This window comes from Staphylococcus sp. TCBT05 (assembly GCF_055179755.1).
The window spans coordinates 66,408-80,262 of sequence record NZ_JBUQDQ010000038.1; the positions used below are offsets into that span (position 1 = coordinate 66,408).

Annotated in this window: 14 protein-coding genes and 1 riboswitch; of the genes, 10 read left to right on the top strand and 4 right to left on the bottom strand. The window is 31.2% G+C overall.

The annotated features are described in order from the left end of the window. Window positions 1–222: 222 nt before the first annotated feature. Window positions 223–936 (top strand): transaldolase, encoded by a 714-nt coding sequence (locus ACY191_RS07480; protein WP_042738364.1) that lies wholly within the window; start codon window positions 223–225, stop codon window positions 934–936. 351 nt (window positions 937–1,287) lie between these two features. Next, complete coding sequence (locus ACY191_RS07485; RefSeq protein WP_042738365.1) at window positions 1,288–1,737, top strand: hypothetical protein; 450 nt, start codon at window positions 1,288–1,290, stop codon at window positions 1,735–1,737. 6 nt (window positions 1,738–1,743) lie between these two features. On the opposite strand, the gene ACY191_RS07490 is transcribed toward ACY191_RS07485, so the two are convergent. Both ACY191_RS07490 and ACY191_RS07495 read right to left on the bottom strand, forming a co-directional pair. After that, the gene (locus ACY191_RS07490) at window positions 1,744–2,166 is read right to left on the bottom strand and encodes a competence protein ComK (protein ID WP_042738366.1); all 423 of its coding nucleotides are present in this window, start codon (window positions 2,164–2,166) and stop codon (window positions 1,744–1,746) included. A gap of 15 nt (window positions 2,167–2,181) precedes the next feature. After that, the gene (locus ACY191_RS07495) at window positions 2,182–2,646 is read right to left on the bottom strand and encodes a sigma-70 family RNA polymerase sigma factor (protein WP_042738367.1); all 465 of its coding nucleotides are present in this window, start codon (window positions 2,644–2,646) and stop codon (window positions 2,182–2,184) included. 221 nt (window positions 2,647–2,867) lie between these two features. Between ACY191_RS07495 and ACY191_RS07500 the strand changes: the two genes are divergently transcribed. Together ACY191_RS07500 and sagB are read left to right on the top strand one after the other, a co-directional pair. Further along, window positions 2,868–3,089, top strand: a complete 222-nt coding sequence (locus ACY191_RS07500; RefSeq protein ID WP_042738368.1) for a hypothetical protein — start codon at window positions 2,868–2,870, stop codon at window positions 3,087–3,089. Window positions 3,090–3,255: 166 nt separating this feature from the next. Further along, window positions 3,256–4,107, top strand: a complete 852-nt coding sequence (sagB, locus tag ACY191_RS07505; RefSeq protein ID WP_042738369.1) for a peptidoglycan release complex glucosaminidase SagB — start codon at window positions 3,256–3,258, stop codon at window positions 4,105–4,107. A gap of 697 nt (window positions 4,108–4,804) precedes the next feature. Here sagB and ACY191_RS07510 read toward each other — a convergent pair. Continuing rightward, window positions 4,805–5,731 carry an osmoprotectant ABC transporter substrate-binding protein gene (locus ACY191_RS07510; protein WP_107528089.1) on the bottom strand — a complete coding sequence of 309 codons (927 nt, stop codon included), beginning with the start codon at window positions 5,729–5,731 and terminating at the stop codon, window positions 4,805–4,807. A gap of 176 nt (window positions 5,732–5,907) precedes the next feature. Between ACY191_RS07510 and ACY191_RS07515 the strand changes: the two genes are divergently transcribed. The 5 genes from ACY191_RS07515 (at window position 5,908) to ribH (ending at window position 11,275) form a co-directional block, all read left to right on the top strand. After that, window positions 5,908–7,368 (top strand): FAD/NAD(P)-binding protein, encoded by a 1,461-nt coding sequence (locus ACY191_RS07515; protein WP_463269994.1) that lies wholly within the window; start codon window positions 5,908–5,910, stop codon window positions 7,366–7,368. A 253-nt stretch (window positions 7,369–7,621) separates the two neighbouring features. Continuing rightward, a riboswitch (FMN riboswitch) is annotated at window positions 7,622–7,753 on the top strand. Between the two features lie 164 nt (window positions 7,754–7,917). Beyond that, window positions 7,918–8,961 carry a bifunctional diaminohydroxyphosphoribosylaminopyrimidine deaminase/5-amino-6-(5-phosphoribosylamino)uracil reductase RibD gene (gene ribD, locus ACY191_RS07520; RefSeq protein WP_107579945.1) on the top strand — a complete coding sequence of 348 codons (1,044 nt, stop codon included), beginning with the start codon at window positions 7,918–7,920 and terminating at the stop codon, window positions 8,959–8,961. A 7-nt stretch (window positions 8,962–8,968) separates the two neighbouring features. Next, complete coding sequence (gene ribE / locus ACY191_RS07525) at window positions 8,969–9,604, top strand: riboflavin synthase (RefSeq protein WP_229367301.1); 636 nt, start codon at window positions 8,969–8,971, stop codon at window positions 9,602–9,604. Between the two features lie 11 nt (window positions 9,605–9,615). Then, window positions 9,616–10,800: a 3,4-dihydroxy-2-butanone-4-phosphate synthase gene (ribB, locus tag ACY191_RS07530; protein WP_042738374.1), complete on the top strand. Its 1,185-nt coding sequence runs from the start codon at window positions 9,616–9,618 to the stop codon at window positions 10,798–10,800. Between the two features lie 13 nt (window positions 10,801–10,813). Beyond that, entirely contained in the window at window positions 10,814–11,275 is a 462-nt protein-coding gene (ribH, locus tag ACY191_RS07535) for a 6,7-dimethyl-8-ribityllumazine synthase (RefSeq protein WP_042738375.1), read from the top strand. 189 nt (window positions 11,276–11,464) lie between these two features. Here the strand turns inward: ribH and ACY191_RS07540 are convergent, their stop codons facing one another. After that, window positions 11,465–12,466, bottom strand: coding sequence for a proline dehydrogenase family protein (locus ACY191_RS07540; RefSeq protein ID WP_042738376.1), 1,002 nt, complete (start codon window positions 12,464–12,466; stop codon window positions 11,465–11,467). Window positions 12,467–12,737: 271 nt separating this feature from the next. Between ACY191_RS07540 and ACY191_RS07545 the strand changes: the two genes are divergently transcribed. Continuing rightward, a complete protein-coding gene (locus ACY191_RS07545; protein WP_042738377.1) occupies window positions 12,738–13,562 on the top strand; it encodes an alpha/beta fold hydrolase in 825 nt (274 codons plus the stop codon). Window positions 13,563–13,855 lie beyond the last annotated feature (293 nt).

Consider the following 13,855-nt stretch of genomic DNA (forward strand, 5'->3'; position numbering starts at 1 on the left):
TACAATTAAAAGAAAAAGCAAGATTTTTATTATGATGAAAATCTTACTATTGAGGCAAATTTACTACTGTAATTTGTAAAATTCTACTCTAAAAATTTTGACAATTTAAGCAAAAAATTAGAATTTCATGTTAAATGGTGGTATAAATGAGTTGAATGGTTAATAACCGTTATAAAAATAATTCTTTATAGAATTATTTATTTTAGTCAGGAGGAATTTTTAATGGCAAAATTAAATGTTGAAGTGTTTGCAGATGGTGCAGATATTGAAGAAATGAAAGCTGCTTATAAAAATAAACAAGTTGATGGTTTTACAACTAACCCTAGCTTAATGGCTAAGGCTGGCGTAACAGACTATAAAGCATTTGCTGAAGAAGCTGTACGTGAAATTCCAGATGCCTCTATTTCATTTGAAGTATTTGCAGATGACTTAGAAACTATGGAAAAAGAAGCTGAAATTTTAAAACAATATGGTGAAAACGTATTTGTTAAAATTCCAGTTGTAAACACAAAAGGTGAATCAACAATTTCTCTAATTAAAAAATTATCAGCAGACAATGTTCGTTTAAATGTAACTGCTGTTTATACTTTAGATCAAGTTAAAGAAATTACTGAAGCTGTTACTGAAGGTGTACCAACATATGTTTCAGTATTTGCTGGCCGTATTGCTGATACAGGTGTAGATCCATTACCATTAATGAAAGAATCAGCAGAAATTACGCATAGTAAAGATGGCGTTAAATTATTATGGGCAAGCTGTCGTGAAGTAATTAATGTTATTCAAGCTGATGAAGTTGGTGCTGATATTATTACTTGTCCAGCTGATGTAGTTAAAAAAGTTAACACAAACTTAGGTAGAGATATCGACGAATTATCTGTTGACACAGTTAAAGGCTTTGCAAAAGATATCCAATCTTCAGGTTTATCAATTTTATAATCAATATCCCCTATAAACTCAATGTTTATAGGGTTTTTTGTTCTTTTAAAAAATAAAAAGAGCAGAAAAAGGACAGATGAGTCCGAATATATGACTAGCTTTGATACTTTGTAATAATATAGTGCCCCCTTATAACATGATGCAATGTTATAAGGGTTCTTAATTGTAAAAATACATGCCATAAAATTAATTGATTTATTAGGTCGATTCATTAGCTATTGTGTGAATATTTATAAAAAATTCAAATTTATACTATGCAAGTTTATGAATTAATATATAATTAATCATTGTAGTTTTAATTTTTAAAACATTGTAGCTATTAGCGCGTGACATGCTAAAGGAGTATAAAAAATGAAAGTAAATATTTTTAAACAAAAAGTAAAAAAGCAATTGTGGTTTTTAAATAAGAAAGAGAAGCGAATATTAGATGAAGTATTACAAGCGAAGATAGACAGTGATGAATCTGGTGAATTAAATCGGCCAATCGCATTTTCAAATCAATTTTTAAAATCTTATATATTTAAGGAAAAGGTAACTTCAACGACACAATTATTTGTGATGTTAATTGGTATATTAGTTACATATATAGTGTTACTAGGTCTGTTTTTATTTGGCTTTTTAGCAAGTTTGTCTTCTGTTCAATACTTTATTAAACCAGAAGTACAGCTATCCACTGCAGTCGTTCTATTAACACTAGTAGGGTCAATACTATTAATCATTCTTTGTTTGTATGCAATAAAGCAAGTGACTGCTTACTTTACGAAGAAACTGCTTGAATATAAACATAATAAAGATTTATAAGAGTAATTAATATGAATGGTGGGAAAGCGAAATACTTTCTTGCCATTTTTTGTATACAAAAGTATATGGAATTGTAACTTCTATATATTTAGTATTTTCAAAATAAATGACTGTACCATATTGTAATGACTTTAATCCGGTTATAGCCATTGCATTGATATAGTATTGGATTGCTGAACGTTTCGTAGTTAAAGGGAATAAAATTGTTTCACTATTTATGTATAAAGGTAAGAATTTTCTAATGTTCAGAGTCTGTTTTGCTTTTTTAGTTTGCAAGGGGATGGATAATTGTTGTGTTTCGAAAAAGTAACGCAGTGTTTTGTCCATTGTAGCGGGATAGAGGAAATGGTGTGTTGAAAAGTGGCAGAGTGTAAGTATTTGTGCTGATATATATGTTTTAAAATACAATAATTTTATATTCATTTTCATGTTTTGATAACCTCTTTATTTGGTATAGTAAGATAAATATTTTATTTTGATACTTTTTTGATAGTTCTTTAATGTTGAAATAGAACAATTTAAAAATTTTGCTAATTCTTTTTGTTTGTATCCTGCTAATTTGAGCTTTAACCAATATTGTTCTTTACGGGACAAAGTGGTAAGAAAATGGTTGTAGCAAGTAAGTTGTTCTAGTGAACTTTCATGTATTTGACTATCGAGCGTAATCGTATTAAAGTCGATGGGTTCAGTTTTTTTAATTGAGCGGAATAGATCGATGAGGTAAAAGTTCAAGCGGGTAAATAGAAATGTTTTTAACGACATTTGTTGGTTGGGATTGTATTCTTGGATTAACTCCCACATGCGTATAAATAACAATTGTGCAAATTCATCATAATTGTACTTTATATGGTACTTATTTAACAATGTAGCTATAATATAATTATACTCTGTTAGTTTTGATTCAATCATTCAATTTTTACTCCAAAGTTATATATATAACAATTATTTCCGGATGGACATATTTTATAAATGAAAATAAAAATTTTCATTTGCTAAATATTAATAATAGGTGTTAAATAGTAGTCGTAGATAGTTAAATTTTAAGTTTAATGACACAAAAGCGTATTCAACTTAAAAATACTGCATTTTAAAGTATAATGTTAACTTCGGACTATATTCAGGAGGTTTATATGGATTACGCACATTTAAATTTAGAGCATTTTTTTGCTAAGCATAATGATTTAGATAGGATAAAAGATAAATCCGATTTTGTAATGATAAATAATGTTTCTAAAGAAATGAAATATCGAGATGGTGAGATTGAGGGAACAATTGATCTTAACCGATATTTTTATAAAAATAGATCACAAGCGATGAGTTTTATTATTATGGAATATAAAAGTCAAGAGTAATGAAATTAAAATTTCATTACTTTTTTTATGAATATGTAACAACCAATGTATAAAATTGTCTGTTCAACTATTTAGTGTTAAAATCTATTATCGGATAGCCTTAACTTATTTGTTTTTTGCACGATGATAGGGCTAAAATTTCAATTATTACCTATGAGGTGTGAACATGACGAAGCATAAAAAAGGGTCTTTGTTATCAATAATAGGATTATTGGTAGTTTTAGGCGTGGCTGCAGTCATTGTTTTTTCAATGATTTCAGATCAAATATTCTTTAAATCAGTTAATAAACAAGAAAGTGTTGAAAATCTAAAAGTGACTTTAGATAAAGCAGCTAAAAAGCAAATTGATAATTATACAAGTCAACAAGTGTCAAGCAAAGATAATAAGACTTGGAGAGATGCGTCTTCAACTGAAATAAAAGATGCCATGGATAGTAATAAATTTATAGATAGCGATACACAAAAATATCAATTTTTAGAATTAGATCGTTATCAAGGAATAGATAAAAACAGAATTAAACGTATGTTGTTTGATAATCCAACGCTATTAAAACATACGGATGCATTTATTAATGCAGCGAAAGAGAAACATGTAAATGAAGTATATTTGATTTCGCATGCACTTTTAGAAACAGGATCTGCTAAAAGTGAATTAGCAAGTGGCGTAGAAATTGATGGCAAGAAATATTATAACTTCTTTGGTGTCGGGGCATTGGATGAGGATCCGATTAAAACGGGTTCAGAATATGCTAAAAAACACGGTTGGGATACACCTGAAAAAGCGATTAGTGGTGGTGCCGACTTCATTCATAGTCATTTCTTATCTAACAAAGATCAAAATACTTTATATAGCATGAGATGGAATCCGAAAAATCCTGGTGAACATCAATATGCCACGGATATAAAATGGGCTGAAAGTAATGCTAGTATTATGGCCAATTTCTACAAAGATATGAAAACTGAAGGTAAATACTTTAAATATTTTGTTTATAAAGATGATGAAAAGCATAGAAAATAAGTGAATATATCATTATTAATGTATTATTAAAAGAGCCCTTAACTGATTGTAGTTATTCAGTTAAGGGCTTTTTTATATGTACGATTAAAAATTTGTAAAAGTATTATGGCGAGACTCCTGAGGGAACAGGACGAGCTGAAGACTATAGGCTGAGCTGTCCCTTAGAAAAGCGAGCCGATAAAACGAGTTATTACAAAATAAATATCACAGTAAAAGTTTAAAAGTAAGTAGTCATTAAACTTAAAGATTTCTGTTTTAACACAAACACCTTAAATATAAAACAAAATGTATGATGAATAATTTTAAAGTAACAGTATAAAATTTGAGAAGTATTATGGCGAGACTCCTGAGGGAACAGGACGAGCTGAAGACTACAAGCTGAAGCTGTCCCCTAGGAAAGCGAGCCAACAATACAAAATGAAATTTAGTAAATATTAGCGTTTCTTTACAACTATAAAAAGCTATGAAAAGTCTATCGGCATAGACATTTTCATAGCTAATCTGAATTTATTATTTTTGTTAACTTCAATCATTTGAATAGGGCGAATTAATTTTACTTAGCTTTGTTTTTTTGACTTAATAATATGAACATCATTAATGAAGAAACAAACACTTTTAACATAAACTTCATAAGTTCACTTCCTTTTTATATGCGTAACTTGCTTTTTTAGTTAGTGCCGTCATCATAAGCGAAAAATTATTTTTTATCAAAATAATTGTGCTTCTTTAAAAAATCTTGTGCTACAATTGCTGGTTCTTTACCTTCACCGTCAGCTTCATAATTTAATTTTTGCATTTCTTTTGTGTTGATTTTGTTGTCTAATTTATTGATTGAGCGTTTAATTTCTGGATGCTTAGATAAAAGTTTATTAGGTGCAACTGCACTAGCATCGTATGGAGGGAAGAAATTTTTATCATCCTTTAGTACGACTAAATCATAAGCTGCAATTCTGCCATCAGTGGTATAACCCAGTGCAACATCTAATTTTTTGTTTTTGAGTGCATCATAGACCAAACCGATTTGCATCGGTTTTAAATTGTTAAATCCAAATCCATAGTGAACTTTAAATGGTTCGTAACCATCACCACCACGTTTTATCCACGTTGTATCCGTGCCCACCTTAACTTGATTTTTTACTTTTTCTAGATCTGATACTTTATGTAGATGATATTTTTGTGCTGTCTCTTTGGTAACCATAAATGCGAATGTATTTTCAAAACCATAAGAATTAAAGAACGTTTGATCGAATTTTTTGTCGAAACCGTTTTGCGTAATGTGCATTGCTTTTTTAGAATCTGTAATAGGTTTTTGTTTTAAGACGCCAGTTAAATCAGTTCCAGTATAGCGTGTGCTTGATATATCTGCATCACCCTTTAGCAAAGCGTTATGTTGAATTGTTGCTGAACCTAAATTGTTAATAATTGAACCTTGAATTTTGCCTTTCGTATCGTGTTCGATTAAGTCTTTTAGCATATATGCCATAATTTGTGACTCACTCGTGGCAAGAGCTGATATTTTTACAGACTTGTTCGTTTGGCTACCACCTAAACCTGGTAAGTCGCAACCGGATACAAAAATAAGGCTACCTATACATAATAATAGAATATGCTTGATGAAATTCATGACTTTCCCCTTTAAATTTGAAATATCAAAAAATATAATTGTTATTATTTTAAGATTAACATATTTAATATAAAAGGGTAACTTAGCTTTTGAAGTATTAGTAATACATTAAAATGTTATTAGATCCGGTAGATTGTTATAATATATATAATTAATTGAATAGGTGGAGGGTAACTATGAGAATTGCAATAATAGGAATGGGAACTGCGGGTGTCACAGTACTAAAAGAATTGTCTAAATCAAGACGCTTTCAAGATATGCAAATTGATGCATATGATAATCCTATAAATATGGGGCAAGGTGTACCATTTCAAAATGATAGTGATCAATTACTTATCAACTTACCTGCCGAACAGATGTCGTTGAATTTAGATAATAAGCGTGAATTCTTTGATTGGTATCAGGCGCAATCAAAATTTAAGTTTTCAAATCCTGAATATTTACCGAGATTTGTGTTTGGTCATTATATGAAGGCTTTTGTGGATAAAATTAATAATGCCAATGCTAATGTAACTCTCATAAAGGAAGAAGTTGCTGAAGTGTTCATTGAATCAAATATCGGTGAGACGGATGTGTTATATCATGTCTGTACATCAAATGATATGGAGCATTGCAAGACCTATGACATTGTCTTTTTAACGGTCGGAACATTATCATATCATGATCCATATCAATTAAAAGGAAAACCAGGTTATATTCACACACCATACCCAACTTACCATACATTAGACAATGTGAAAGATACTGATAATATCGCTATCATAGGAACTGGTTTAGCGAGTTTAGATGTTATTCGTTATGTTACCGAACATCACATCAATTTACCAATTACTGTAGCCAGTCGTAAAGGTGAATTACCAAGTGTTAGAGGTGAGATGCCAGAAATCACATTCCAATATTTAACCCCTAAAAAATTTAATGAACTAAAAGCAGAAAATTTTGGGAATGTACCATTGGATGATGCGATGGCACTATTTTTAAAAGAATGTGCCATTTATGAAATACCAGTGGAAACTTTGGTGCATCGAAAAGTTGGTAATTCTGTCGAAGATTTGAAATATGATCTAGAACATGCAGAAGACTTAGGTAAGTTTCAAAGTATACTTGAGTTAATAAAGGAAAATTTAAATTGGATTTGGAACAGTTTCAATAGGAATGATCAAAAGCGCTTCTTAGAACAATATCAACCCATATTGAAAGCAAATTCCAATCCAATGCCACCTAGAACAGCTAAATTATTGATTGAGCATATAGAAAATGAACAAATAAGAATTTATGATGGTTTAGAAAATATTGAATATAACAACCATCAGTTTAAATTGACATATGCAAATCATGGTGATGATTACTTTGATATAGTGATTAATGCCACAGGTTCTAAGACGCAACTTAAAGACCTTGATAGTGATGATCAACTTGTTATTAATTTAGAAAATAGGCAGGTCATACAAGCGCACCCATTAGGTGGTATTCAAATTGTAGCAGAAACCAACCAAGTCATAAGCCCTAGATATGGTACGTTACAAAATATGTTTGCATTAGGACAGCTTACTAATGGTATCAATCAATCTAGAAATGGTGTGACTATGATTGTAAGACAAGCGACTGGTATTATTCATAGATTGTTGGAAAATTAAATGCAAAGTATGTTATTACTATGTCATGTATTTTGATTTTAATGAATAAATATAAAAAGTATAATAATTTTTTTATAATTGCAAATGATGATGAAGTTGATTTGACGGGCTTTTTAATAGTTATAAAATGACGAAATTCAAAAAAATAAAGCCGACTTAAGTAATAAGAATTGTTATTTTTGAATTATTGTAGTATTATGTTCTTGTAACTTAATTAAAGTTGCTTGACTCAAACAGCAATTTACAATTTCATATATTCTTTCGGGGCAGGGTGAAATTCCCAACCGGCAGTAAATTAAGCCTGCGACCTGCATTTGTTTTCAAATGTGGCTGATCTAGTGAAAATCTAGAGCCGACAGTATAGTCTGGATGGGAGAAAGAATAACGTATAACTAATAAAAGGCACTAATGTAGTGTTTTATTTAGCATTCACTTATTTCTATTTTTGGATAAGTGTATTTAAATCTAAGTTTATAATGTTATAACGCATATATCCCACACCTGAAATGTACGATTTCAGGTGTTTTTTATTTTTTAGAGGTGATTAGCTTGAGTCAATATTTAAATTACGCAATTGAATTAGCGAAGATGGTAGATGGACAAACAGGATTAAATCCACCTGTCGGTTCTGTTGTAGTAAATGATGGACGCATCGTAGGTTTAGGTGCACATCTTAAGAAAGGCGATAAACACGCCGAAGTACAAGCCTTAGATATGGCACAAGATGCTGCAGAAGGTGGGACGATTTATATCTCACTAGAACCATGTACACACTATGGTTCGACGCCACCATGTGTTAATAAAATTATTGAGCATGGTTTGAAGAAAGTGGTGTATGCAGTGAAAGATACGACACTACCTTCAAATGGTGATGTAATTTTGAAAGAGGCAGGCATCGAAGTAGAATATAGACCTAATGAAGATGCTGCACTGCTATATAGAGATTTCTTTGAAGCTAAAAGCAAAGGTTTACCACAAGTTACTGTTAAAGTATCCTGCAGTTTAGATGGTAAACAAGCGACAGACTTTGGAGAAAGTAAATGGATTACAAATAAAGCAGTAAAGCAAGATGTCTTTAAATTACGTCATCAACATGATGCAGTAATAACAGGTAGAGGAACTTTAGAAGCGGATAATCCACAATACACAACACGTATTGAAAATGGTAAAGATCCTATTCGAGTCATTTTATCAAAAACTGGTGAGATAGATATGTCACTAGATATATTTAAAGATCCATCTACAGCAATTTGGATTTATACAGAAAATAAACAATTAGAAAGTAAACACGAGCAAATAACAGTTACGCAATTAGAACATTGCTCAATTGAAAATATATTAAAAGATTTGTATGCAAGAGGTGTCGGTCGATTACTCGTTGAAGCAGGTCCGACCTTAACTACTACATTCTTACAAACAGAATTTATCAATGAACTTATCATATATTATGCCCCGAAATTAATAGGTGGTTCAGGTCACAATCAATTCTTCCACACAGAGCAAGTTGTTGATTTAGCTGATGTACCACAATTTGAAATTGTGAATTCCAATTTGCTTGAGCAAAATATTAAATTAGAATTGCGAAAGAAGTGAAATCAGTATGTTTACAGGTATCGTTGAAGAAGTAGGTACAATAAATAAAATATCGACACAACAATCTGTGGTTAATTTAACAATCGGCTGTAAAACGATATTGGCAGATATGCATATCGGCGATTCTATTAGTGTGAACGGCGCATGTTTAACAGTCGTTGGATTTGATGATTATTCATTTTCTGTACAAGTAATAAAAGGTACTGAAAATAAAACGTATTTAAATCAGTTAAACCAAGCACAAGAAGTTAATTTGGAAAGGGCTATGAGCGGACAAGGTCGTTTTGGTGGACATTTCGTGCTTGGTCACGTCGATGAAGTAGCAAAGATTACAAGAATACAAGCTTCAGATAATTCAAAAATAGTAACAATCAAACCCAATAACTCAAATTTAATTAAGCAAATGGTGCAACAAGGGTCTATTACGGTAGACGGTGTAAGTTTAACGATTTTTAAATTAAAGGATACGGAATTTGATATTCATCTTATTCCAGAAACTAGAAAATCGACGATACTGAATGATAAACGTGTTGGTGATCCAGTCCACATTGAAACAGATATGTTATTCAAATATGTTGAAAGAATAATGGAATCAACTGATTCAGGATTAACGTCTGACAAACTTAAAGCGTTTGGATTTTAGGAGGGCTATATATGAAATTAGATAAAATAGAGGATGCGCTACAAGCTTTAAAAGAAGGTAAAAGTGTAATAGTAGTAGATGATGAAAATAGAGAAAATGAAGGCGATCTTGTAGCAGTAACTGAATGGATGGATGATAATACGGTTAATTTTATGGCTACTTTTGGTAGAGGCTTAATATGTGCTCCCATAAGTAAACAAATAGCTGATAAATTGGAATTAGCACCAATGGTTAATCATAATTCAGATATTTATGGTACTCAATTTACCGTTAGTGTGGATCATGTTAATACAACGACAGGCATCAGTGCAGACGAAAGAATGATGACTGCAAGAGCTTTAATCGCAGAGAATGCTCAAGCAAATGACTTTAATAAACCGGGACATTTGTTCCCTTTAATTGCACAGGATAATGGTGTATTAGCAAGAAGAGGCCATACAGAAGCTTCTGTTGATTTAGCCAAATTAACAGGTGCCAAACCAGCGGCATTGATTTGTGAAATTATGAATGATGACGGGACTATGGCTAAGGGTGATGAACTTGAAGCATTTAAAGAAACGCATCAGTTGGTTATGATTTCTATTGAAGATTTAGAGCGTTATCGTAAAAATAATAATGATACTTCAATCGAAGCTAAGGCAAAAGTGAAAATGCCAACACAATTTGGCAACTTTGATATGTATGGCTTTACAACGAATCACAGTGATGAAGAACTTGTAGCAATTGTCAGTGGAGATATTAGAAAAACAGAAAATGTTCGTATTCACTCATCATGTGTCACAGGTGATATATTCCATAGCCAAAGATGTGATTGTGGTGAACAACTTGAGGCATCAATGAAATATATAAGTGAACACGGCGGTGTAATCTTGTATTTACCACAAGAAGGAAGAGGTATTGGATTAATTAATAAATTAAAAGCGTATGAATTAATTGAGCAAGGTTATGATACAGTAACAGCTAATATTGCTCTAGGTTTTGAAGAAGATTTAAGAGATTATGCCGATGCTGCACAAATTTTAAAATACTTTGGTATTGAGCAAGTCAATTTATTGAGCAATAACCCTAAGAAATTTGAAAGTTTACAAAACTATGGTGTTCAGATTGCACAAAGAATTGAGCTTGTTGTACCAACAAACAAATATAATCAAGATTATATGGATACAAAAAAAGTAAAAATGGGTCATTTAATATAGGAGGAAATTTGATATGAATTTTGAAGGTAAATTAATAGGTTCTGATTTAAAGGTAGCAGTAGTTGTAAGTAGGTTTAATGATTTTATTACAAATCGTTTGTTAGATGGTGCGAAAGATACACTCGTACGTCATGAAGTGGCAGCAGAGAATATTGATGTTGCTTATGTGCCAGGTGCATTTGAAATTCCGTTAGTTGCTAAAAAATTAGCACAAAAAAATGAATATGATGCAATTATTACTTTAGGTTGTGTTATTCGTGGTGCGACGACACATTACGATTATGTTTGTAATGAAGTGGCGAAGGGTGTTTCTAAAGCAAATGATGTATCGGATACACCAGTTATATTTGGTATTTTAACTACTGAAAATATTGAACAAGCAGTTGAACGTGCGGGTACAAAAGCAGGTAATAAAGGTTCAGAAGCTGCAGTTAGTGCAATTGAAATGGCAAACTTATTAAAATCTATTAATTAAGTTATAGCTTTTAATAAATGTCATTGTTCAATTGACTGTCAATTCAACTTTAAGGAAATAAAAAACAGTAATCTAGGCTATGACTTAGATTACTGTTTTTTATTTTAATGGTTTAGACATTGTGAAGTACTTTCATAATGCATCATCCATGTTTATTTATTGTAGTTACAAAATCACTTTAATACTGTGTTATTTTGAAGTGAACTTTTTGAAAAGTGCAATAGTTGCACCTAAAGCTGTTACACTTGCTGCAACAATACCAGCCTTTTTAAGCACTTCAGGTTTTGTAAATTCTTTGAACATTAAATTAAGGTTTTGTGGTCTTTCCGCTAAGCGTCTCATGAAATAACCAAACCAATCATCACCAAATGGTACATAAATACAGAAATTATAGCCATCTTTAGCGATTTCTTCAGCTAATTCAGTTCTAAATCCATATAACATTTGAAATTCATATCGATGTTTAGGTATATTATTATCCTTAATAAATTGTAAGATGTGAGTGATGACACGATCATCGTGCGTAGCAATTGATGTAACATTCTTAGCCGTCAATAATCTTTTCTTGATTAGACGTATGTAGTTTTCATCAATTTCCTCCTTGGTTTGGTAAGCAATATTATCAGCTTCTTTATAAGCCCCTTTAACCATTCTTAATCTAAGTTCTGGATATTTATCTACCAAAGCATCTGCTTTATATAAATATGCTTGAATAACAGTACCTACATTTTTAAATTCACCTTTTAAACGATCTAGCACTTGCGTGATATCGAATAAACTATCATACTTCTCAGTATCAATATTAATATGCATATTATTGAATTCATTGGCTTTCAATAATATTTCACGTAAATTACGATAAGCTAAATCAATATCAAATTCTGAACCTAATTGGCTCAGTTTAATAGACATATGGCCATTTAAATTATGATTATTAATCGCATACATCACTTCTAAGATTTGATCTTTTGCTTGTATCGCTTCGCCTTCAGTGTCCACAAATTCACCTAGGCAATCAACAGTAACTGTAATTCCTTTATCGTTTAAACGTTCAATTGTGTCTAACAAAGCAGGGATTGTGTTTCCTGCTACAACTTTATTCGCTCCTAACATGGGACCGATTTCTTTAGCTGCATTATTTAATAAAGTATTGTTAGATAGTCCTATAAAAAAATTTTTCACAATTGGCATATTAATTCCTCCCATTCTGCTAATAGCTTACCTTTCTATAATAGTGTAGCATGAATCAATTGTTAAAGAAATCGTTTACAATAAAATATATTACACTTTATATTTCATAGTACACTCATGTAATTGGTATAGAAGTGTTTTTATATATATAATGGAACAAAAATTAAATCATTCACGACAAACTACATGTTTAAAATGGAAATATCGTATACGATTTTGATACAATAAATGTAATGAATTAAATTTTTATATAGAAGGGGAAGTAGTAATTATGTGGAAATGGGAAACAGAAAATGAAGCTAAAGGCGTCATTGTGATCGCTCACAATATGCTAGAACATACAGGACGCTATGCATATGTTATTACCATGCTTCGCCGTAATGGATACCATGTGATTATGGGCGATTTACCAGGTCAAGGCCAAACTTCTCGTTCTAATAAAGGTCAAATTGAAAATTTTGACGTTTACCATGAGCATATACTTGAATGGATAAGAATCGCAAATGAATATAAGATTCCTACATATGTATTAGGTGTTGGATTAGGCGGCTTAATTATGTTGAATCTACTTGAAAAGGTCGACGTACCTATTGAAGGACTTATGTTAATTTCACCATTATTAGAATTTAAAAAAGGCAATAAAACACGTAAAGATAAAGTGATTTCAAACGTAGGGAAAATGGCCAAGGATAAACGCTTTAAAGTAGGTATAAAGGTTGAAGATTTAACACGTAATGAAGAGGTCATTGAAGAAACGATGAATGATCAATTGATGTTGCAAAAAGTTACATATAATTGGTACAAACAAATTACAGACATTATGAAAGAAACAGTGACACATTTAAAGGATATAGAATCTATACCTTTATTATTGATGTATGGTGATGCAGATAAGGTGGCAGATATCACTGCAATGAAACTAGTTAAAGATAAGGTCACAACCAATGAACTGTATTTTAAAGAATGGAAAGGTTTGTATCACGAGGTACACAATGAACCTGAACGTGATGAGGTAATGCGCTATATCTTAGCTTTCTTAAATAATAGTTCAAGTAATAATGGATTTGTAATTGATGATGAAAATGAACCTTCATAATGTGTCATGAATTAGTTATTTAGTTGAAAATTTATGATTGCTAGTTGGATTTTGAGTTGAATGGTTATACGCCATATCTCAAGTTTTTGGTTTGGTTGATAATTTTCCCGCTCAAAATTAAAAAATACAAGTTGCTGTTGAGATACTCCGTTTAAAGTAGACACTGAAAAGTGAAGCCTTTGAAGGGAGTATTTTTATAATCTGCAATTCATTTAAAATGTAATACTTCTGAACTGTATGAATATATCAATAAAATATTGTGATTATTTTCACAAAAAATATTGCAAAAACTA

Coding starts and splice junctions, on each gene's coding strand:
- ACY191_RS07480 (WP_042738364.1), top strand. CDS start 223: ATGGCAAAATTAAATGTTGAAGTGTTTGCAGATGGTGCAGATATTGAA.
- ACY191_RS07485 (WP_042738365.1), top strand. CDS start 1,288: ATGAAAGTAAATATTTTTAAACAAAAAGTAAAAAAGCAATTGTGGTTT.
- ACY191_RS07490 (WP_042738366.1), bottom strand. CDS start 2,166: ATGAAAATGAATATAAAATTATTGTATTTTAAAACATATATATCAGCA.
- ACY191_RS07495 (WP_042738367.1), bottom strand. CDS start 2,646: ATGATTGAATCAAAACTAACAGAGTATAATTATATTATAGCTACATTG.
- ACY191_RS07500 (WP_042738368.1), top strand. CDS start 2,868: ATGGATTACGCACATTTAAATTTAGAGCATTTTTTTGCTAAGCATAAT.
- sagB (WP_042738369.1), top strand. CDS start 3,256: ATGACGAAGCATAAAAAAGGGTCTTTGTTATCAATAATAGGATTATTG.
- ACY191_RS07510 (WP_107528089.1), bottom strand. CDS start 5,731: ATGAATTTCATCAAGCATATTCTATTATTATGTATAGGTAGCCTTATT.
- ACY191_RS07515 (WP_463269994.1), top strand. CDS start 5,908: ATGAGAATTGCAATAATAGGAATGGGAACTGCGGGTGTCACAGTACTA.
- ribE (WP_229367301.1), top strand. CDS start 8,969: ATGTTTACAGGTATCGTTGAAGAAGTAGGTACAATAAATAAAATATCG.
- ribB (WP_042738374.1), top strand. CDS start 9,616: ATGAAATTAGATAAAATAGAGGATGCGCTACAAGCTTTAAAAGAAGGT.
- ribH (WP_042738375.1), top strand. CDS start 10,814: ATGAATTTTGAAGGTAAATTAATAGGTTCTGATTTAAAGGTAGCAGTA.
- ACY191_RS07540 (WP_042738376.1), bottom strand. CDS start 12,466: ATGCCAATTGTGAAAAATTTTTTTATAGGACTATCTAACAATACTTTA.
- ACY191_RS07545 (WP_042738377.1), top strand. CDS start 12,738: ATGTGGAAATGGGAAACAGAAAATGAAGCTAAAGGCGTCATTGTGATC.